Origin of the sequence: Alishewanella longhuensis (genome assembly GCF_014653435.1) — a bacterium.
In the GTDB taxonomy this organism is placed as follows: domain Bacteria; phylum Pseudomonadota; class Gammaproteobacteria; order Enterobacterales; family Alteromonadaceae; genus Alishewanella; species Alishewanella longhuensis.
In genome coordinates, this window is sequence record NZ_BNAO01000001.1 from 345,024 (window position 1) to 365,201 (window position 20,178).

General features: G+C 50.3%; 16 protein-coding genes. 10 read left to right on the top strand and 6 right to left on the bottom strand.

The annotated features are described in order from the left end of the window. Positions 1-7 precede the first annotated feature (7 nt). From IE163_RS01445 to IE163_RS01460, 4 genes are all read left to right on the top strand, one after another. A complete protein-coding gene (locus tag IE163_RS01445; protein ID WP_189429379.1) occupies positions 8-721 on the top strand; it encodes a GGDEF domain-containing protein in 714 nt (237 codons plus the stop codon). 106 nt (positions 722-827) lie between these two features. Next, positions 828-1,181, top strand: a complete 354-nt coding sequence (locus tag IE163_RS17695) for a hypothetical protein (RefSeq protein ID WP_229833392.1) — start codon at positions 828-830, stop codon at positions 1,179-1,181. Beyond that, positions 1,178-1,591: a hypothetical protein gene (locus IE163_RS01455; protein ID WP_189429381.1), complete on the top strand. Its 414-nt coding sequence runs from the start codon at positions 1,178-1,180 to the stop codon at positions 1,589-1,591. Before IE163_RS17695 ends, IE163_RS01455 begins: the two co-directional genes overlap by 4 nt. Continuing rightward, complete coding sequence (locus tag IE163_RS01460; RefSeq protein ID WP_189429382.1) at positions 1,588-1,908, top strand: hypothetical protein; 321 nt, start codon at positions 1,588-1,590, stop codon at positions 1,906-1,908. The genes IE163_RS01455 and IE163_RS01460 overlap by 4 nt, the downstream gene beginning before the upstream one ends. Here IE163_RS01460 and IE163_RS01465 read toward each other — a convergent pair. The 5 genes from IE163_RS01465 to IE163_RS01485 all read right to left on the bottom strand — a co-directional run bounded on the left by IE163_RS01465 (position 1,867) and on the right by IE163_RS01485 (position 13,345). After that, positions 1,867-2,616 (bottom strand): Crp/Fnr family transcriptional regulator, encoded by a 750-nt coding sequence (locus tag IE163_RS01465; RefSeq protein ID WP_189429384.1) that lies wholly within the window; start codon positions 2,614-2,616, stop codon positions 1,867-1,869. The two genes, IE163_RS01460 and IE163_RS01465, sit on opposite strands and share 42 nt — an antisense overlap. Positions 2,617-2,827: 211 nt before the next feature. Further along, entirely contained in the window at positions 2,828-11,533 is an 8,706-nt protein-coding gene (locus tag IE163_RS01470) for a glycoside hydrolase family 94 protein (RefSeq protein WP_229833393.1), read from the bottom strand. 149 nt (positions 11,534-11,682) lie between these two features. After that, positions 11,683-12,492, bottom strand: coding sequence for a Crp/Fnr family transcriptional regulator (locus IE163_RS01475; RefSeq protein WP_189429386.1), 810 nt, complete (start codon positions 12,490-12,492; stop codon positions 11,683-11,685). A gap of 107 nt (positions 12,493-12,599) precedes the next feature. Next, entirely contained in the window at positions 12,600-12,911 is a 312-nt protein-coding gene (locus IE163_RS01480) for a BON domain-containing protein (protein ID WP_189429389.1), read from the bottom strand. 71 nt (positions 12,912-12,982) lie between these two features. Next, positions 12,983-13,345 (bottom strand): BON domain-containing protein, encoded by a 363-nt coding sequence (locus IE163_RS01485; protein ID WP_189429391.1) that lies wholly within the window; start codon positions 13,343-13,345, stop codon positions 12,983-12,985. A 217-nt stretch (positions 13,346-13,562) separates the two neighbouring features. Here IE163_RS01485 and IE163_RS01490 point away from each other — a divergent pair, with 217 nt between their 5' ends. The 6 genes from IE163_RS01490 (at position 13,563) to IE163_RS01515 (ending at position 18,387) form a co-directional block, all read left to right on the top strand. Continuing rightward, the gene (locus IE163_RS01490) at positions 13,563-13,973 is read left to right on the top strand and encodes a PRC-barrel domain-containing protein (protein ID WP_189429393.1); all 411 of its coding nucleotides are present in this window, start codon (positions 13,563-13,565) and stop codon (positions 13,971-13,973) included. A 112-nt stretch (positions 13,974-14,085) separates the two neighbouring features. After that, the gene (locus tag IE163_RS01495) at positions 14,086-14,520 is read left to right on the top strand and encodes a DUF4398 domain-containing protein (RefSeq protein ID WP_189429395.1); all 435 of its coding nucleotides are present in this window, start codon (positions 14,086-14,088) and stop codon (positions 14,518-14,520) included. Continuing rightward, positions 14,517-15,395: an OmpA family protein gene (locus IE163_RS01500; RefSeq protein ID WP_189429397.1), complete on the top strand. Its 879-nt coding sequence runs from the start codon at positions 14,517-14,519 to the stop codon at positions 15,393-15,395. Before IE163_RS01495 ends, IE163_RS01500 begins: the two co-directional genes overlap by 4 nt. A 102-nt stretch (positions 15,396-15,497) precedes the next feature. Beyond that, on the top strand, positions 15,498-15,644 hold the full coding sequence (locus IE163_RS01505) for a lmo0937 family membrane protein (RefSeq protein ID WP_189429400.1): 147 nt from the start codon (positions 15,498-15,500) through the stop codon (positions 15,642-15,644). 195 nt (positions 15,645-15,839) lie between these two features. Then, positions 15,840-17,084 carry a DEAD/DEAH box helicase gene (locus IE163_RS01510; protein ID WP_189429402.1) on the top strand — a complete coding sequence of 415 codons (1,245 nt, stop codon included), beginning with the start codon at positions 15,840-15,842 and terminating at the stop codon, positions 17,082-17,084. A gap of 94 nt (positions 17,085-17,178) precedes the next feature. After that, on the top strand, positions 17,179-18,387 hold the full coding sequence (locus IE163_RS01515) for an EAL and HDOD domain-containing protein (protein ID WP_189429404.1): 1,209 nt from the start codon (positions 17,179-17,181) through the stop codon (positions 18,385-18,387). Here the strand turns inward: IE163_RS01515 and IE163_RS01520 are convergent. Next, positions 18,384-20,012 carry a methyl-accepting chemotaxis protein gene (locus IE163_RS01520; RefSeq protein ID WP_189429405.1) on the bottom strand — a complete coding sequence of 543 codons (1,629 nt, stop codon included), beginning with the start codon at positions 20,010-20,012 and terminating at the stop codon, positions 18,384-18,386. The genes IE163_RS01515 and IE163_RS01520 overlap by 4 nt on opposite strands. Positions 20,013-20,178 lie beyond the last annotated feature (166 nt).

The window sequence follows — 20,178 nt, forward strand, 5'->3', positions numbered from 1 at the left end:
CTTATCAGTGAAGACTAACCTTCCTTTGTACCCCTCTGCCATACTAGAGTTACAAACCGATAGAAGGCTAGCAGGTCGAGAGTCGATCTGCTGTAAGGCCTTGACTAAGCAGCAACAATTACTAGATGAGCAAAGGAAGCTACGGCAGATTAATCAGCTACTACTCTTAGCGTTAGCTCAGGCCGATGCCGTTAATGCCGGTATTACCCAGGCTTTACTCAGACAGAAATGTATCGCTCAGTATGATGAATTAACGGGGGCGCCAAACCGCCGTGTTATGCAGGATCGCATCCAACAAATTATTAATGCCAATGCCCGGCGGCAGCAGATATTTGCGTTGCTATTTATTGATTTAGACCATTTCAAACCAATCAATGATCGGTATGGTCATGTGCTGGGCGATAAGGTGCTGCAACAGGTTGTCAGTAGATTACATCAAATGATTCGTGCCAGTGATACGCTAAGTCGACAGGGTGGCGATGAGTTTCTCCTGTTGCTGCCCGAGGTCACAGATTGTCAAGCCGTCTGCGTTATTGCTGAAAAGCTGCTACAAACGTTATCCCGTGTTTATACGGTAGATGGGCATCAGTTGGCACTCTCCGCCAGTATTGGCATCGCACTATTCCCAGAGGATGGTACTTGCTTTACCAGCTTAGTCAGTAAAGCAGATAGCGCCATGTACAGGGCTAAGCGTCAGGGCGGAAATTGTTATTCTCACTAAGTGCGTTGCTATGCGTGCTGGCGTACAGATAACGCTAACGAAAGCTTGGATAATAACCCTATAGCAGTGGCAATTTCGCTGATGCTTGATTTTCACTGAGGTTACAATGCAAAAGCCAATCGAAGCAAACTTAGGCAATAAAACATTTACACGCGGCGTAGATGCGGCTTCCGACAGCATACATAAAGTGATTGATAGTGCCTCTGGCGCAGTTGCACCGGCACTTGAGCAGGTCACTGCTGGTGCTCACAGTACCGTAGATAAAATGGCCGGTGGCGCGCATCATGCAGCTGAAGCCGTCGCCAACGGCAGTGCAAAACTTAGCGAACTAAAACAACATTTTAGTGAGCGTTGTCGCTGTCAGGTGCGTGAAAAACCACTGTTATCACTAGGTGTTGCAATTGCCTCCGGTGTGCTGCTGAGCTGGTGGTTTAGCCGCAGTCATACTGCACCGAAATGATAAAAGAAACGTCTTCGGCGGCCGGACAGGCCGCCGAAGCAGCAGATGAGCCGTCAGTTGGCGACAGTGTTCAGGCATTGTGGCAACAACTGGCGGCGCTGGCCGTTGAGCAACTGCAATTGTTTACGCTGGAAGGTGAGCGAGTTGCTCTGAGTATGGTTGCGGTGTTAATGCTGGGTTTATTAAGCAGTTTACTCCTACTAACGCTGTGGTTTTGCGGTCAGGCATTGCTGGTATTACTGATGTTGCAAACGGGTATCAACGCCACGTATGCGATCCTGTCGCTTATTCTGGTAAACCTTTGTGGGCTAGGGCTGGTACGATGGCGCTTGCGCTATTACAGCCGTTTACTGCGCTTTCCCGCTACGCTAAAAAGTTTGCAAGCTAACAACGATGAGGTTGCAGAATGAAAGCAGGGCAATGGCGGCAGCTCAATCAGCAAATACACCAGTTAGAACAGCGTATTCCGCTGCGTAAACAGCAGCTTAGTGGTCAGTTCCGACAATGTCGTTTGGCACTTAGGCGTTCACTTAGTTCGCCGCAAGCGTTATTGTTGGGCGGGCTCACTGGCTTTGCTGTCGGTTTAACCTTACAAAAGCAGGCTCTTGAGACTAAGCCGCACGAGCCTGCGGCAACGGATGCAAGCGTTGCATCCGGCTTTTCACTGCTACCAGGTCTTGCTTGGCTATGGGGCTGGCGCTACTTCCTCGGCTGGCGTTGGTTTTAAGTCGCCAAGAGCAGCATTATAGCTGTTAAGGCTTAATTGATAGCATTGGCAGCTTTGAGTTAACAGGGCTGCGCGGTTCAGAATTTTGATCTCTCCCCGGGTATAGCTTATTAGCTGCTGGCGTTGCATCACGCTGGCGGCTACGGTTACGCCACTACGCCTTACCCCTAACATTTGTGCCAGAAACTGATGTGTTAGTTGCAGTTGCTCGCTGTGGGCTCTGTCCTGACTCATTAATAGCCAGCGCGCCAAGCGCTGCTCCAACAAATGAAAATGCGCACAGCCGGCGTTTAAGGCTAATTGTTGTAATAGCACAAAGAGGTACTGCTGCAAACAACGTCGCAGTTGCGGGCAATTTTTCAGGACCTGTTGTAAGGCTTTTGCTTCAATACGCCAGGCCATGCCATTACCTTGAACCACGGCCTGTATCGGGACAGTGTCAATATCCAGTACCAAGGTTACCCCTAGCATACCTTCGTTGCCAATAAGCCCGATCTCCAGCGGTGTATGGCCAGCCACCTTGGTTACCAGAGAAACAAAACCATCCAGAGGAAAGTACAGATACTGATAGGGTTGATCGGGCAGGCATAACTCCTCACCAAAGGTAAGCTTCACTTTTTCACAGTGTTGCAGCAGTTCGTTTTGTTCGCTAACCGGTAGTCGTTCCAATAAATGGTTCTGAACAATGGATTGTGTTAACAATGACATAAGACAAGCCTTTAGCACGGAGATAACCTCGGTGGTACAAGACAGGTGCTTTACTATCTCGACGGCTCAGTGTGTGCCAACTCTAAATCGCTGTCTGTGCGCTACGGCACCTAAAGTCGCTCTGCAGCTGCTTTAGTCAGTGAGCAATAACAGGCAGCGGTTCTGCTGGCAATAATGTGCTCAGCAGAACCTAGCCAAGTGCGGCTATAACTTAATCTTGGCTATCCAGTTGCCAATCCACGCTGTGCGTCTGCTGATCCAGCGGCAAACGAATGCAGCGGCGGCTGAGAAAGCGTGGCGAGTCTGCGGCAATCAGTTGTTCATCCAGCAGCAAGCCAGGGCTCGCCGTGTTTGGTGGCGATTGCCGGATGCGAAGGTGATAATGTGTACCTGCCAGCTGTACGGTCGCACTAAAACCGGGCCATGATTTGGGTAATTGCGGGGCCAGTTGCAGTTGCCCCTGCTGACGACTTATCCCCAATATAGCACCCAGTCCTGCCTGATACATCCAACCTGCGGCACCGGTATACCAGCTCCAGCCGCCGCGGCCAATATGGGGTGCTACCGAATAAATATCGGCGGCCATCACATAGGGTTCTACTTTATAACGGTGCATACCTGCCGGGGTAAGGGCATGGTTAATAGGATTAAGCATACTAAATAACTGCTGTGCCTGGTCTGCTTCTCCCAGTTTGGCTAGGGCTAGTACAACCCACATAGCCGCATGGCTATACTGGCCACCGTTTTCACGTAATCCGGGAGGATAACCTTTAATATAACCTGGGTTGTTGACGCTGTGCTCAAAGGGCGGGGTGAAAAGCAAAAGCAGCTGTTCGGCAGGGCGCCATAAATGCTCTGTAACCGCCGCCATCGCAGTGGCAGTGCGCTGTGGATTGGCCGCTCCGGTTAGCACAGCCCATGACTGCGCAATAGAGTCTATTTGGCATTCCTCGCTTTGCGCGCTACCAAGCCAGCTGCCATCATCATAAGTCGCACGTTTATACCAGTTACCATCCCAGCCATGCTGCTCCAGTGCCTTACGCAATTGCAGGCTATGCGCTTGCCACTGGCTGGCGCGGGCGTGATCATAATCAGCAGCCAGCGGAATAAACTGAGTTAAGGTTTGCAACAACAACCAGCCTAACCAAACACTTTCCCCTTTCCCGGCTGCGCCTACCTGATCCATGCCATCATTCCAATCACCGCTACCGATTAGGGGTAAACCTAAGGTGCCACTTAAACTGATGGCGAGATCCAGACCACGGGCGCAATGTTCAAACAGCGACGCGGTACAATCTGTTGGCATCGGTTGAAAGAAGGCATCATGTTGGCTGGCATCTAGCGGTGGTCCTTGTAAGAAGCTAACTTGCTCTGCCAGGATAGCCTTATCACCACTGCTTGCAATATAGTGGGCACAGACAAACGCTAGCCAGACACGATCATCGGAGATCCGGCTGCGCACGCCTTGTCCGGAATGTGGCAACCACCAGTGTTGCACATCGCCTTCAATAAACTGGCGCTCTGCCGCCCGCAATAAATGTTGGCGAGCCAACTCGGGAGCTGCAAAGGTAAGTGCCATACCATCTTGTAACTGATCCCGAAAGCCATAGGCGCCGCTAGCCTGATAAAAAGCAGCCCTTGCATACAGTCGGCAAACGATAGTTTGATACAGCAGCCAGCCGTTTAGCATAATGTCCATGGCACGATCTGGCGTCGTCACTTGCACGGCCCCTAATTTGGTGTGCCAGTGTGCCTGTACTTGCTGCAATAGCGCGCTTAAATCGGTTTGCCGATACTGTGTTACCAGAGCAAGGGCACTGGCCGTATCGCTGCTTTGCCCCAGAAAAAAGACCAGCTCTATGCGCTCACCAGGTGCCAGCGTTACCTGTTGCTGCAACGCGGCACAGGGATCTAAACCCGCGCCACTGCTAGCAGTTAGTGGGGTAGCGTGCAATAACGCCGCTGGACTGGCTAAGCTACGATTACGGCCAATAAACTCACTGCGATCGGCCGTCCAGCCGGATAGCGGCGCCGCCAGCGCCGCAAAGGCAACCGGCTTTGCAAAGGCGCTTTGCCAGGGATTACGTACCAGCAAAACTTCATGCTCGGTATCTAAGGTGGATAATAAAAAGGGTGCGCAGGCGCCGCGTTCACGACCAAGGACCCATTCCGCATAAGCTGTTAATGTGAGGTGCCGCACTTTGCCAGAGTGGTTTTGTACACTTAAACGGCTAATTTTAATTGGATCCTCTAACGGCACATATTGCAGCAAACTCAATTCAATACCATGTGCCTGATGATGAAAGCGGCTGTAGCCAAAACCATGGCATGCCTGATAATGGCCGCCATCGTTGCGCGGTTGTGCGGTTGCGCAAAATAGTGTGCCGTGTTCGTCATCTTTAACATAGATCACTTCGCTACTGGGATCGAGCACCGGATCATTGGACCAGGGGGTAAGTTGATTTTCCCGACTGTTTGCGGCCCAACTGTAACCGCTGCCACTGGCAGAAACCTGAAAACCAAAGCGGGGATTCGCGATCACATTTAGCCAAGGCATAGGCGTACGTTGCTGCTGCTGTAACAGCGTTATATATTCGCGGCCGTCGCTGGCAAAACCGCCCATTCCATTAAAATACTCCAGGGTAGCGCCACTGTGCGGTTCGGTTTTATGCTCGGCGGTACCGGCTCTGGGCACTATTATTGGCTGGCGCTGCCCTGCTTGCCAGGGTAGGGGCAGGGCAGGGGTTGCCAAGCGGGTTAATTGCTTGTTTAAGTTACCGCGGCGGGCATATAGCACGACCCGCGCGACCGCAGCCAGCTGCGCTCTGCTGGCTACACTCATTAAGTCTGCCCGTAGAATGTAGACTGCGCCAGCGGCGAGTGGCTGGTTTAAACCAGGTCGGCTTTGGCTGCGCCGTAACGAGGCTTCAATAGCGGACTGCAATTGCTGCATATAGGAAGTGGCGCGCTCGTTAATAATCACCAGGTCCACGGCTAATTGCTTCATCCGCCAGTATTCATGAGCCCGCAGCAATTGTTGCACTGTGGCAATCTCTTCAATATCGTCAATATGCAGTAGTACTATGGGTAGGTCTCCCGAAATACTGTGCTGCCATAGTTCAGCCTGCGCAGCAGCGCCACGGAAAATCGCCGCTGCCGGGGCACGAAAACGATTATCGTTATAGAGTAAGGGGCCGGTTAAACGTTGAAAATCCGCCGCCTCGGCCACAGTAACGGCCAAATGACGTAGTTGTACCTGTGCTTGTGTCCAGGCCAGCATCGCTGCCCGGCCGTAAGCACTGCGCTCATTATGTTGTTCAATACTGAGCAGTAATTCGGCTTTTGAGTGCGCCACTAAGGTCCAAAAGGCAACCCGCACCCGTTTACCCGCTGCCAGCCGCACCGATTGGCGTAAGGCAATAATAGGATCCAAAACCGTACCACTACTGTTCGATAAGGCTTTACTGCTGCTTATGGCCTCCGCATCATACAAACTTACGGCCGAACCAAAAAAACGGGCACGGTCAGTTTCATATTGGGTCTTTTCGGACCGAGGTTGTTGTGGTCCGGCTTGCGCAGCGTCGTTTGCTGCGGCATCAGCACAATGCTCACCCTCAATAACGGCAAAATGTGCCAGCCAAATGGGGTTTTCATCTGCAGTGCGTAACCTACGGGTAGCAATTAAGGCGTTGTAGTTTGGCAGGTACTCGGTTTGCACAAAAAGCTTGGAAAAAGCCGGATGCGCATTATCGCTGCTGGCCAGCTGCAGCACGATTTCGGTATAGGAGGTGAGATCGATATCTCGGTTTACCTGGCTGTGATTAGACAAGGTCACTCGGCGTACCTCGCCATCATGCTCTGCCGACACCAAAATATCCAGCTTGGTGGTTAACTCTGCTTGTTTGCAACAGAACTCAGCATGATCTTCACTAAAGACGGCACTAAACTGCTGCTTTGCTGCGGTGTTTTTATCCAAGTCCAGCGGCTGTAACGTTGGTGACCAACGCGCGCCACTCACCCGGTCCCGCAGCAAAATATAGCTGCCCCAGGGATCGCAGCTGCTATCTTCCCGCCAACGGCTAATCGCCAAACCGCACCAATTACTATAACCACCGCCGGTTGCGGTTAACATTACGGAATAACGCCCGTTGGATAAGATATGACTTTGCGGTGGGCCTTTAGCGGTCGGATCCAGATGGCGCTCGGTTAGGGGCTCATTTTTTATCGTATTATTTGCAGTACTGAGTTCCTCAGCCTGTGGCATAACATGCACTGTAGCCGCAGGTGGGCGCTCTTGTAATAACAGCGCACAAGCCTGGATCATCGGTTCGCGGTGGAAGCGGCTACGCATTAAACCTTGTTGCAGCGTATTGGCCAGGGCGATTAGCGTCATGCCCTGGTGATGTGCCATCACGCTGGCAATCAACACCGGGCCGCTTTGTTCCGGTCGTCTGGTACGGGTATAGTCCAGTGCTTCGTAAAAGCCATAGCTGCCCAGCATGCCAAGCTGTTGTAACTTAATAAAGTTTTTGTAAGCCGCCGGCGCATCTACCATGGCGGCTAAGGCGGTGGCATAGGGCGCAATAACCACATTTTGCGCCAGCCCACGTTTTAGCCCCAGACCGGGTATGCCAAAATTAGAATATTGGTAATTGAGTGCTAAATCACGGGCGTTAAAGGCGGACTCTGAAATGCCCCACGGCACCTGTAATTGCCGACCATAGCGCATTTGCTGCATCACAATTAAGCGGTTACTTTGTTCCAACAAGCTATTGGCCGGCGCGCTCATCACTAAAGCGGGCATCAGGTATTCAAACATCGAACCTGACCAGGATAACAGGGCGACCCCATCGGCTACCGGGGTTGTGCTGCGGCCTAATCGAAACCAGTGTTTGCTGCTAAGATCGCCTTTGGCGATCGCAAACAGGCTGGCTAGCCGCGCTTCAGAGGCCAGTAAGTCATAACAGCTGTGGTCGAGTTGATTGTCAGATAAGTTAAAGCCAATGGATAATAAATTGCGCTCGGCGTTAAGTAAAAATTTAAAATCCATGGCCATGGCCATTGCTCTGGCTTGTAAGGCCAGCTTTGCTAACCGTTGCTGCAACTGCTGCTGTTGTTTCAGCGAGGCAAGCTGGTCAACTTGCTGATCCGCTATGCTGGTGACGACAGCTTGCAGATAAAACACTAAGCTTTGTTGGCTTTCTGTTGCCTTCGTTGCCGGGCAAATATCTTTGCTAAGTTGTAAGGCGTTGGCGGCAAGTTTACTCAGGCTGGGTGTCAACTGTGCCAGCCGGGAAGTGGCGGCTAACTGCAAGGCTAAAGTCGCTAAAATAGCGGCCAGTGGGCTCATATCAGCATGTAGTGGCAGGTTTAACTTCGCTAAGGCTAGGTTATCCTGAATTCCCTGCAGAGCGTGCTGGCTAATGGGTGTCTGCTGCCATTCCTCACAGGCATTGGCCAAAGCAATTAAATGCCCAGCCAAATTACCGCTGTCTACCGACGAGACATAAACCGGCTCGAGCGGCGCCAGTGTTTGGGTATCGTACCAGTTATAAAGGTGCCCCCGATAAAGGCGTAGTTGCTGCAAGGTAGCCATGCAGGCTTCCAACCGCAATACCGCAGCATAAGTACCTGCCCAGCCAAAATCTCTGGCCACGACAGTAGAGAGTAAATATACCCCGATATTGGTGGGAGAGGTGCGGTGTGCCACAGTGGTAGTGGGCTCAAACTGCACATTGTCTGGTGGCAACATATGGCTATCGCTGCTAACGAATTGTTCAAAATAGCGCCAGGTACGCCGGGCGATTAAGCGCAGGCTTGCTGCCTCTGTAAGGGATAATGGTGCCACCGGATGTAAGGCGGTAGGGCGGCTGAGCCAATAGGCGATGGCCGGGGCCAAACACCAAAGTAACACTAGCGGCAGTAACAGCGGGGCTTGTTCGGGGGCAAACCATAATATTAAGGCGGTGCTGGGTAATAACACACTTATGGCAGGTGCCATTCTCCAGTAAAAGCCCGATAGCGTTAAACTTTTGGCATTTCCAGCCTGAGCTGCAGTAACCCATTGCAGCATATGGCGATGGCTGAAAAACGTACGCCATAAGGCAGTGACAATAGCGTGGCTCATTTGCCAGGCCTGATCAGCTAAGAACACCAGAGGCAACAGGCTTTGGCTGCAACGCTGCACCAGCGCTGAGTAACACTGTTGTAGCGGCCTATGCCATTGTTTGATCTCCGCCAGAGACCAGCGCTGCCGTGGCCAGAGTTTCAGGCTGTGTGGTAATAAAATGGGTAACAGCAGTGAGCCGAGCACCAGCAATACTGCTGTTAGTGCCCCTGCCCCAGGCAATGCCATTGCCGCAAATAAAGCGAGGATGCAGGTTGGCGCCAGTAGGGTGCGGCGCAAATTATCACACATTTTCCAGCGACCTAGCGTGGGCAGCTTGCTGGGTAGGTTTTTGGCGTGGTGGCCGGGTTTTTTACCAGGTAAGAGCCATGGTAGTAATTGCCAGTCGCCCCGGGTCCAACGATGTTGGCGCTGCATGGCAACGTCATAGCGGGCAGGGAAATCTTCTACTACTTCAATATCTGACACCAGCGCTGCGCGCGCCAGGCTACCTTCAAACAGATCATGACTCAGCAAGGTGTTGTCGGGTACCTGGCCAGATAAGGCAGCGCTAAAGGCGGCAACATCATAAATGCCTTTGCCGGTAAAGGAGCCTTCTAAAAATAGATCCTGATAAATCTCTGAAATCGCAGCGGCATAAGGATCGAGCCCCGCCGGGCCAGAAGTTAGCCGTTGATAGCGCGAGCCTAAGTGCGCAGCCGCTAGCATGGGGGTAACTCGTGGCTGTAAAATGCCATAACCCGCTATCACACGTTGCGTCTGCGGATCGAACTGCGCCTGATTCAGCGGATGGGCTATTTTACCGACTAGCCGCAATGCTGCATCTCGGGGTAGCTGAGTATCTGCATCCAAGGTGATCACATAGCGTACGCCAGCCGGTACCTGACGGCTGAGTAAAGGTAAGTCGGCGCTTGCGGTCAAAAAGTACTGCTGGCCGCTGCCTTGCAATAGTGCGTTTAATTGCATTAACTTGCCACGTTTTCGCTCCCAACCCATCCAGATTTGCTGCTGTGGATTAAACTGCCGTGGTCGGTGCAATAGCATAAAGCGAGGTGTCTCAACGGCTTTGCTGTAACGGGTATTAAGTTGTTGGATACCGGTACAGGCCAATGCCAGTAAAGGGTGATCCGTGCTGAGCTCTTGCGTTTTAGCATCGGCAAAGTCAGAAAGTAATGCAAAGTAAAGTTCACCAGAACCCCCGGCTAAGAAATGCACCTCAAGCTGTGAAATTTGCTGTAACAGCGCTGTTTTATCTGTCAGTAAGGTCGGCACCACCACCAGGGTACGGTAAGCTACGGGTACCCCGTGGCGTAGCGCTAACGCTGGGAGGGGCACTGGGTGGCTAAGGCCATTAATCAAGCGCTGCAGTAAGGCATTCGCTAGCTCGCTGGCAGGTATTATTCCCAATAGCAGTAAAAGCAGCATACTGCCAGGTGTGGTAGTGGACAGTAACCAGCCTGCCAGCAGCAGTAACCCCGCGGTGAATAAGCAGAAAAGGCTGATATAACCCTGGATACCGCTGCGGTGAAAGATGCGCCCCAGCCGCAGCAGAAAACTGCCTTTAAAACCCAGTTGCTGTTCAAAGGCGATGCGCCCGGCACCGATTAAAGAATAGCCCGGATCACCTTCCCGAGCTGCTTGTATTGGCTGCTTAATACGCCTGGTGGCCGTGCTGGCGTTATCGAGTGCTTTGGCTGCAACCACCAGTTCAGAGCAGCTGGCGCCGCGCGCCAATTGTTCGATAGCGCTGCGATATAGATTGCGGCTACTAAAATCCATAGCGGCAAAGTTGCTGCCAGCACTTAAGCATTGATCAACCAGACTAACGCTTTCAAATAGCTCTGCCCAGTCGATAGCCGCAATACTGCGCAGACTGGTCATAACATTACGTACACTCACGTTTGATGCGCCCTGACGCTGTAAAACAGCAAGCACCACTTCGTCCGCGTGGGTCGATTGTAACGTCAGTCGTTGCTCCAGCCACTGTAAAGCCGGTGTGACAAAGGGATCTTGATCCCGGAGCCGCTTTACCAGCTGAGCGGCAAAGTTGTCACTTAGCACCGCATGGTTCCATTGGCTTAGGCCAGAGCGTAATGCATTGTCTAGTGAAGCCGGCTGCAAGAGTTGGTCTGCTAGCTGATCTGCGGCAGCTCGCTCCTGCAAACCTATGCTTATTTGATCGGTTAAGCGGCGCAGGTTCTCCAGTAGCACTATTCGCAATGTAATGGCGACTGCCCATAGCTCGCCAATACTAAGCGGTTGCACTTGCTGATAAGCGCGAAGAAAGCGATTAAGGATCAGCGGATCAAAATGGCTATCGGTATGCGCAACGTAAGCCCAGGCCAAACCAAACACCCGTGGATACCCCTGAAAGGGACCATGGGCGAGCTTAGGCAGCTGCCGATAGTAACCTGCCGGTAAATCGGAGCGAATTTCACGCACATGCTGTTCAACCAGATGATAGTTATCCAGCAGCCATTCCGCGGCCGGAACAATACTATGGCCCGCCGCTAACTCTGCGGCGCTCTTACGATAAGCAGCCAGCAGGACTTTGGCATTGGCGTTTAGGCGCTGCTGTAGCGGATTAACCAGATTGGCGATAAGTGGTATTTGCCAGCGGCTAGCGCTTTGTAGTTGCTGAGCGTTTGCCAGGCTTCTCGCATGCTGTTCCAGGCGTTCCACACTAAACAGCTCTGCCCGCACAGGCATAGTTTGCTGCCATAATGCTGGGCTAAAGCGAGTGCTAAGTTGTTGCAGGTAGCGCGAAGTAGAACGAAATAATGCTTTCATAAGCCGCCTGAGGATCGGGTAAGGGTGTTATACCAGGAGGCTTAGCTTAGCCTCCGGTAACAAAACTGTCGGTGCGTTGCCGTACATAGGGGGCGTTAGACAAAGCAGACAACAGCAAGCAGGCGGTTTACAGCGTGGTTTTTTAACTGTTACAGATAGAGGGTGTGTTTACATTGATGGTGCAAGGCTGCGCTTTTTTGCGTTGCCGACGGGATAGCTTTGTAGGGCAATAAGCGATCTGTTTCCGCTTTTACCACGGCGTAACATTCGCAACTCAGTTTTTCCAGTTTAGGCCGGTCCAGCACAGTAATATGGCCCCGGCTATACTCTATCACCTTCAGTTTGTGTAAGCGGCCTGCCGCTTCAGTCACGCCTTCGCGACGTACCCCCAGCATATTGGCGATAAGCTCTTGCGTCATCACAAGGTGATTATCTGTCAGTCTGTCCAGCGACAAGAGTAGCCAGCGACATAATTGTTGATCAATATTGTGGTGGCGATTACACACAGCGGTTTGCGCCATTTGAGTGATCAAGGCCTGCGAGTAGCGCAACATCAAATAAAGGAGTTCGCCATGAAGGTTAAATTCGTCTTTTAAACGTTGGCCAAGCAGGCGATAAGCATAACCTGAGCTTTGCACAATTGCCCGGCTGGTGGTGCTTTCACCGCCCATAAACAGCGCTACGCCAATTATGCCCTCATTACCCACTACCGATATTTCGGCTGAGGCACCGTTTTCCATCACATAGAGCAAGGATACAATACAGTTTGTCGGAAAATAGACATAACGTAAGGTATCACCAGATTCATATAATATTTTAGCCAACGGCATACTAACCAATTCCAGATGCGGAAAGAGACGTTGCTGCACCTCGGTAGACAAGGCTCCAAGCAGATGATTTTGAGTTGGCGGATTAGCGGCAAGACTGCTTGCCGCTATAACTTTAGGACTATCTGGCATAATTGCATCCATTCAATGTTGTGTTACTTCACTTAAGCAGTATAGTCAAGATTCCTAATGGCTCTGTGCGTTATCGCACATAGCGGCAAGTTAATTTCAGGAAGATGTTATTTTATTCGAATATCATTTTTCACTGAACTGACGCCAGTGATAGCCCTGGCGACATCACCTGCTTTGGTTATCTCGGCACGCGAGCTAACAAAGCCGCTTAGTTGCACCACACCTTTAAAGGTTTCAACGTTAATTTCACTTACGCTAAGAGACGGCGTATTCAAAATAGCGCTTTTCACTTTAGTGGTGATCACGGTGTCATCTATATACTCGCCGGCACTCTCGCGATTGCTGCTGGCACCGCAGCCCAGTAACGATAGTGTCAGCAAACTGATAAAGAACAGACTAAACACAGTTAAAGATTTCATATTTTATTTCCTTAAAAAGTACGTCAACAGCCTTTTCTGCTGCCTGATTTGTTAGCATTGCTGCTCGTGGTTTAACTTTTCGTCTCAGTGGCTTTGATGACCAGTTTGTTGGTAACAAAGGTTACGCCTTTCACTTTTCGGCTTATTTCTGCCGCTCTGGTAATGGCTGCATTGCTATCCACGCTACCTTCCAGTGTGATCTGGCCCTGCAGCGAAGACACGATAATGTCACCGTTACCAAATAGGGGATCGCGTTGCAGCGCGGTGGTTACCTCCCTTTTTAATAAAATATCATCGAGGTGGGCAGGTTCTGCTTTGGGTTGATCGCTGGCTGTCGAATAATCATTCAGTTTGTTAGCCTTGCTGCCATCACAGGCCGCTAAACTCATTACAACTAAACTGGTACAGGTAAGCATTAAGGTTAATTTTTTCATGATAGTGCTCGTTGAGGGTGGCGAGTTGCAGCATAGCAAGCACCAACAACGGTTATCTGTGCGATAGCGCACTCTGCATGGGTTTTACTGCAAAGCGTTGAGCTGCCCGGGACCTAAGTGTGACAGCGCACAGAGCTCAGGTTTGTGCGGCGCTATACTGCACGACTGCTCAGCTTGGCACTCTGCCGGGTGTTTGAGTATTAGCTTGGAGAAGCAAATGAACTATGAAATGCGCGACACTTTTGGCATGTACAAAGAACAGAATACTGGACCTGGCCCTTTTTTGATGGGTGCTGATACCTTAATTGGTAACCATGTATTTAACCATAAAGATGAAAATCTGGGTGACATCAAAGAGATTATGCTCGACGTCGGACAAGGTAAAGTCAGTTATGCCGTGCTGTCTTTTGGTGCTTTTCTGGGTATAGGCGAAAAACTATTTGCAGTGCCTTGGGATGCGCTAACACTGGATACCAAAAACAAGCGTTTTGTACTGCACGTAGAAAAAGATCGCCTGAAAGATGCCCCTGGCTTTGATAAAGCGCAGTGGCCAAATATGGCAGATAAAAACTGGGCCCAGGATGTAGACGCATACTACGGACCTTTACATCAAGCCAGAGTGCGCTAATACAGCCACTGTTAATTTCCCGCTATGCGCGCTAGCGCACTGATAGCCACGCTAAGTGTAGTCATAGTAGAGGGCGCCACCCTTAGTGGTGCCCTACTATCCGGAGTGATAAATGAAAACCCTAAACCTAACAACGGCATCGTTTCGCGCAAGCCTTACCCGGTTTGAGCTGAAAACTTGTTTTTATTTAGTGCTAGCCGCCTCGCTTTTTGTGTTAAGTGGCTGTGCCTCGGCAGATAAGGCTCCACCGGCAGAGCTGCAGGCAGCAGAGCAGGCTATTAGCAAAGCTGAGCAAGCACAGGTAACGCGCTACAGCAGTATTGAGCTAAATAATGCGCGTACCGAAATTAGTGCGGCTCGAGTGGCAGTGCTGGAAAAAAACATCCCCCAGGCCCGGCGATTGGCGTTACAGGCGCAGCTGAGTGCTGAACTGGCGCTCGCCAACGCCGAATTGATGAAAGCCACTGCGGTAAATCAAGATATGCAGCGCAGTATCGAGGTGTTGCAACAAGAAGCACAGCGTAATATTTCAGGAGTGAAGTTATGAAAAATTTTCAGTCTTTTCGCAAAACACTGCTGGCGTTGAGTCTCGCTACCGTTTTTCTGGCAGGCTGCGCTAGTGGTCCGAAAAGCCCTGACGGCGCGGCCAATGTGCGGCAGCAGCTAACTGCCTTGCAAGCTGAGCAGCAGCTGTCAATATTAGCACCACTCGCCATCAAAGAAGCTGAACAGGCGGTGGCGATTGCAGAGCAGCCAGAAAAAGATCTGGCGCTGGCTAAGCATCGGGTAATTATGGCGGAGCGTAAAGTGGCTTTAGCACGCTCACAAGCACAAACCCGGCAATTAGAATTACAGCGGGCAGAGTTAAGCCAGCGGCGAGACGAAGTGCAGCTTAGTGCCAGAACCCGCGAAGCGAATATGGCGCGCAGTGATGCCGATCGGGCTCGTTCTCAGGCAGATATCGCGCGTGACGATGCTCGTTCTGCAAGACAACGAGCCGATGCCGCAGATGCAACCTCTGCTGATTTACGCACGCAAATTGCTGAATTAAATGCCAAACCGACCGATCGGGGATTAGTGGTGACCTTAGGGGATCTGCTATTTGATACCGGCCAGTTTAGTTTACGACGTGGCAGTAATGCGCACTTAGATAAACTCGCGCAGTTTTTAAATAGCAACGCCGAACGTACCGCCATGATTGAAGGCCATACCGATGACGTCGGTTCAGACTCTTCCAACGTGCTGTTATCGCAGCGCCGTGCCGATACGGTAAAAGCTTTTTTAGTGGCCCAGGGTATTGCTAGCAGCCGGTTAGAGGCAGCAGGCAAGGGCGAAGTGTTACCCATTGCAAGCAATAACTCAGTAGAAGGCCGTCAGCAAAACCGCCGGGTAGAAGTGATTATCGCCAATCTGGTTGATTAGTGAGCTGCAACACAAAGTCTGCGCTGTTACAGCCGTTGTGTTGCGCTAATCCTCTGCTGCTATTTAAACAAATTGAGCTTAATTGTGAGAAGTGAGAAACCTATGTTAGAAACAATTATTGTCCTGTTGGTGATTTTGTGGGCACTTGGCTTAGTCTCTTCTTATTCGATGGGGGGCTTAATTCATCTGCTGTTGGTTGTTGCTGTTGTGGTGCTGATTGTACGGGTGTTGCGTGGCCGTAGAATATAGCTACTCCCCCGAGTTGAGCTGCTGTCCACCTGAGATCCAAGGCTGCTGTTATGGCTCGCATCTGATATTGAATACGTTAAATGAGGTTAATTTCTCGTATTTTCGGATGGTTTCAGGTAAGCTGCGCGCCCTTCATACAGAAGGGCACTGCAGCTGCGGGCAGAGATTTTCGCAGCAACAATTGCGGGAATACGCATGCAATTTACAGATTTACCGCTGTCGGCTGAATTATTAAAGGCCGTAGCAGAAAAAGGCTACACCATAGCATCACCTATTCAGCAACAAGCCATTCCGGCCGTGTTGGCGGGGCGCGATTTAATGGCCGCCGCCCAAACCGGTACCGGTAAAACTGCCGGTTTTACCCTACCTTTGCTGCAGTTGTTAGCCGAAGGCAAGCAACAGGGGCGCAAGGTACAACCTAACCAGGTGCGGGCCTTAATTTTAACCCCTACCCGCGAATTAGCCGCGCAGGTTGCTGAAAGCGTTGAGCTGTATGGTAAATATTTACCGCTACGCAGTGCTTTGGTGTTTGGTGGCGTGAAAATTAACCCACAAATGATGGCGCTGCGCAAAGGCACCGACATTCTGATTGCCACCCCAGGCCGGTTAATGGATTTATATCAGCAAAATGCGGTACGGTTTAACCAGTTAGAAGTGCTGGTATTAGACGAAGCCGACCGGATGTTGGATATGGGCTTTATCCGCGATATTAAGAAAATTCTGGCATTGCTGCCGCCAAAACGCCAAAACCTGTTGTTTTCGGCGACCTTCTCTACGGAAATCCGCGCCCTGGCCAAAGGCTTGCTGAACGATCCGTTAGAAGTCACGGTAACGCCACCTAATAGCACGGTAGAACGCATTGAGCAGTGGCTTTATCCGGTAGATAAGGCGCAAAAAGCCAATTTACTGATCCAGCAAATTAAGCAGCACAATTGGCAGCAAGTGTTGGTGTTTACTAAAACCAAACATGGTGCCAATAAGCTCACCTTGTTACTGGAAAAAGCCGGTATTACCGCTATGGCTATCCATGGCAATAAGAGCCAGAATGCTCGTACCAAAGCCCTGGCCGATTTTAAAGCCGGTGCCGTACGGGTGCTGGTTGCCACCGATATTGCCGCCCGTGGTTTAGATATTCAACAATTGCCGCAAGTGGTCAATTTTGAGTTACCCAATGTAGCAGAAGACTATGTACACCGGATTGGCCGTACCGGCCGGGCTGGCGCTGCCGGTTTAGCTATCTCCTTGGTTTGCGCCGAAGAGATGAAAGAGCTGAAAGGAATAGAGCGGTTAATTAAACAAGCCATTCCACGGCAAGTGATTGCCAGTTTTGCGCCAGTGCAGCCACTGCCAGAAACCGTAGCTAATCCGCGGCCATTGCCGCCGAAAAAACCGAAAAAGCCAAGAACCTTCCGCCCCAAAGCGGCTGCTGTTAGCGCTTAAGCAAAGAGGGCTGCAGATAATTGCTGTAGCCCTCTTGTTTGTCGATTTAGAAAGTTTATACTCAAAAATAGATAGTACTTTTGGGTTTTCTGATATGTACGGTTATATTGCCCGCCAGCCTATTTTCAATGTCAATAAAGAAACCATAGGTTACGAGCTGTTGTTTCGTGACGGCGAGGCGAATGCTTTCCCTAATATCGATGCTGATGAAGCCACCTCAAAATTACTGATGCAGCATCACTTGATGCTGGGTGTGGAAAAAATCACCGCCAACAAACTGGCCTTTATTAATTTTTCTGAAGAAACGCTGCTGCACCAATTCCCTACCTCGATTAACCCAGAGAGTATGGTGATTGAAGTATTGGAAACCGTGCCTGCCAGCGAAGCCTTATTATTAACTTTAAAACAATTGCATCGACAGGGCTACAAATTGGCCTTGGATGATCATGATTTTGACGAAAAGTGGGACAAGTTTCTACCCTATATCACCTATTTGAAAGTCGATGTTCAGCAGTTTAACTTGATGCAAATTTCCCGGCATTTAAGGCGTATTGCCCAATACCCGCTTATTCTGCTGGCTGAGCGGGTAGAAACGACAGAGCAGTTTGAAAAACTAAAACTACTTGGTTTTAACTTGTTTCAAGGTTATTTATTCGCTAAACCGGAGATGTTAAAACATAAACAAATTGGCGGTAATAAAGCGAATTTGTTAGCACTGATGGCAGAAGCTTCAGCTAAACAAATCAATTTCGAGCAGTTGGCCAATATTTGTCAGCAAGATTTGAGTTTATCTTACAAATTGCTGCGTTTTATCAACCACACCGGTGCCAGCCATAGCAAGCCGATCAGTTCGCTAAAGCATGCCATGGTGTATATGGGGGAGGCCGAATTAAAGAAGTTTATTGCCTTACTCGCATTGGCCAATTTAAAGGGAGATGCTCCTGATGAGTTAGTGCGGCAATCGCTGGTAAGAGCAAAATTTTGTGATCAGTTGGCTAACTTGCAGCAGTTATCGTCAAACCCACCCAGTGCTTTTTTAACGGGGCTGTTTTCTAATGTGCATCTTATTGTCGAGCAGCCGCAGGCTGACTTGTTGGCGCAACTGCCGCTGCTTGAGGTGGTAAAGAGCGCCTTATTGCAGCGTAGCGGTAAGCTTGGGCATTTTCTTAAATTAACCGAAGCCTTTGAGCATGCGGATTGGCCGTTAACCGATAAGCTAATTGCAGCTATGCCGCAAAATGCCCAGCTAGCAGATGTCTATCTGGACGCTGCCAGCTGGGCCGAACAAATATTAGCCAGTTAGTTTATTCTAAATTGGCTGACATTTTTTTCTAAGTTCCGCGCTAGCTTATCCAGTTGGTTGCTGGCTGCGGTGATCTTAGCTGCCTCCTGCTCTGCTTTGGTAGCTGATTGTGTAATTTGATTAAAATTCTGATTAATCTCTGATGCGACTACCGCTTGTTGCTCGGCAGCCGTGGCTATCTGGGTATTCATATCGCTAATTTTGCTGACAGAGTAATTGATTGCTTGCAGTGATTCACCGGCGGCTTTAGCTTGATCTACGCTCACTTGTGCTTGTGCTTGCCCTTCGTGCATCACCTGTACCGCTTTGGTGGTACTGGTTTGCATCTTTTCAATTACCGCCTGAATTTGCCGGGTCGAGTCCTGCGTGCGTTGCGCCAGGTTTCTTACTTCATCAGCTACAACAGCAAAACCACGGCCTTGTTCTCCGGCACGGGCCGCTTCAATAGCCGCATTTAGGGCTAATAAATTCGTTTGCTCGGCAATGCCCTGAATAACCTCTAGCACTGAACCAATTTGCCGGCTATCGGCCGAGAGATTGTTAATCACCACGCCAGCCTCTGCCACCTTGCCTGCCAGTGCATTAATGCTGCTTTGTGTTTTCGCCACTTCGCCTTTACCGGCATTAAACTCATTAATCGCCTGTTGTGCCAGCTGCGCAGCTTCGCTGGTGTGACTAGCCACTTCATTAACCGTTGCCGACATCTGGGTAATAGAGGTGGCACCTTGGTCGGTCGCAATACGTTGCTGGCTAATTAAATGCTCGTTCGAGCCTGCGGTTTGCAGTAGCCCTTTGGAGGCATCGAGTAAAGCCGATGCTGCCTTTTTTGAACTAACAGTGATATCCGTAAGATGCTGGGTAAGCTCGTGCAGCGAGGCTAAAATACTGCCTTTGCCCTGATATTGCGTACTGGTTGTTAAGTCTCCCGCGGCAATTTTACTGATCACTAAGGCTGCGTATTCAGGTTCACCGCCAATAGTTAGTTTTAAACGTCTTACGGCTCGGTAAGCAACAAAACCACCAATCAGTGCACCAAAGGTAGTAACCAGCAACATCACGCGCTGAAAACTGGTGGTTTGCGCCCGGGCGTTGCTTACTTGCTGTTGGATCAACTGCTCTTGAAAATCGATTAATTTGTTAATTCGGCTTAGCCACTCGGAATAAGCCGGTGAGATGGTCGCCAACAAGTAGCTATTAGCTGCAGTAAAGTTATTCTCATCCAACATTTTTTGTAGATTAGCGGTTAGCGCTAAGGTCGAGCGCTCAATGGCTTTGATATCACTAAGCAAGGCGCGCTCCGCGGCGCTGTGATTACCTGCAGCGTACATGCCATCTAATACCTGAGCTGCAGTTTGATAAAAGTCATTCAAACGTTGTACGTCGCGCAGGTGTGTTGCTGTCAGTTGGCGATTATTAACTAATACCGCATCGCGCAGCGAAATCGCTCTATCGTGCACACTGCCACGAAAATTAATGGCTTGGCGTTGTTCAACCGCAGTTTGTTCCGACAATTGAGTAAGATTATGATCGGCAATACTAATTTTGTACTGCCCAAATAAGGATATTGCCACCATAATAGCCAGCATTAAGGCAATGCCAGCATATAAACGGTTAATGATTTTCATGTACGAGCCTTGTCCCGGTAGGGAGAATTGTTGTTAGAGTTGGCAGTCCTTGCGATAACGCGCTTTAGATTTATTATCCAAAGAGCGGCAGCAAGTTAAATTCAGGGTTACTAGCTGCTTTGATAACCTGGTAGAACCTTATTATGTCGCTTTATGCTGTAGTGCG

Coding starts and splice junctions, on each gene's coding strand:
- IE163_RS17695 (WP_229833392.1), top strand. CDS start 828: ATGCAAAAGCCAATCGAAGCAAACTTAGGCAATAAAACATTTACACGC.
- IE163_RS01455 (WP_189429381.1), top strand. CDS start 1,178: ATGATAAAAGAAACGTCTTCGGCGGCCGGACAGGCCGCCGAAGCAGCA.
- IE163_RS01460 (WP_189429382.1), top strand. CDS start 1,588: ATGAAAGCAGGGCAATGGCGGCAGCTCAATCAGCAAATACACCAGTTA.
- IE163_RS01465 (WP_189429384.1), bottom strand. CDS start 2,616: ATGTCATTGTTAACACAATCCATTGTTCAGAACCATTTATTGGAACGA.
- IE163_RS01470 (WP_229833393.1), bottom strand. CDS start 11,533: ATGAAAGCATTATTTCGTTCTACTTCGCGCTACCTGCAACAACTTAGC.
- IE163_RS01475 (WP_189429386.1), bottom strand. CDS start 12,492: ATGCCAGATAGTCCTAAAGTTATAGCGGCAAGCAGTCTTGCCGCTAAT.
- IE163_RS01480 (WP_189429389.1), bottom strand. CDS start 12,911: ATGAAATCTTTAACTGTGTTTAGTCTGTTCTTTATCAGTTTGCTGACA.
- IE163_RS01485 (WP_189429391.1), bottom strand. CDS start 13,345: ATGAAAAAATTAACCTTAATGCTTACCTGTACCAGTTTAGTTGTAATG.
- IE163_RS01490 (WP_189429393.1), top strand. CDS start 13,563: ATGAACTATGAAATGCGCGACACTTTTGGCATGTACAAAGAACAGAAT.
- IE163_RS01495 (WP_189429395.1), top strand. CDS start 14,086: ATGAAAACCCTAAACCTAACAACGGCATCGTTTCGCGCAAGCCTTACC.
- IE163_RS01500 (WP_189429397.1), top strand. CDS start 14,517: ATGAAAAATTTTCAGTCTTTTCGCAAAACACTGCTGGCGTTGAGTCTC.
- IE163_RS01505 (WP_189429400.1), top strand. CDS start 15,498: ATGTTAGAAACAATTATTGTCCTGTTGGTGATTTTGTGGGCACTTGGC.
- IE163_RS01510 (WP_189429402.1), top strand. CDS start 15,840: ATGCAATTTACAGATTTACCGCTGTCGGCTGAATTATTAAAGGCCGTA.
- IE163_RS01515 (WP_189429404.1), top strand. CDS start 17,179: ATGTACGGTTATATTGCCCGCCAGCCTATTTTCAATGTCAATAAAGAA.
- IE163_RS01520 (WP_189429405.1), bottom strand. CDS start 20,012: ATGAAAATCATTAACCGTTTATATGCTGGCATTGCCTTAATGCTGGCT.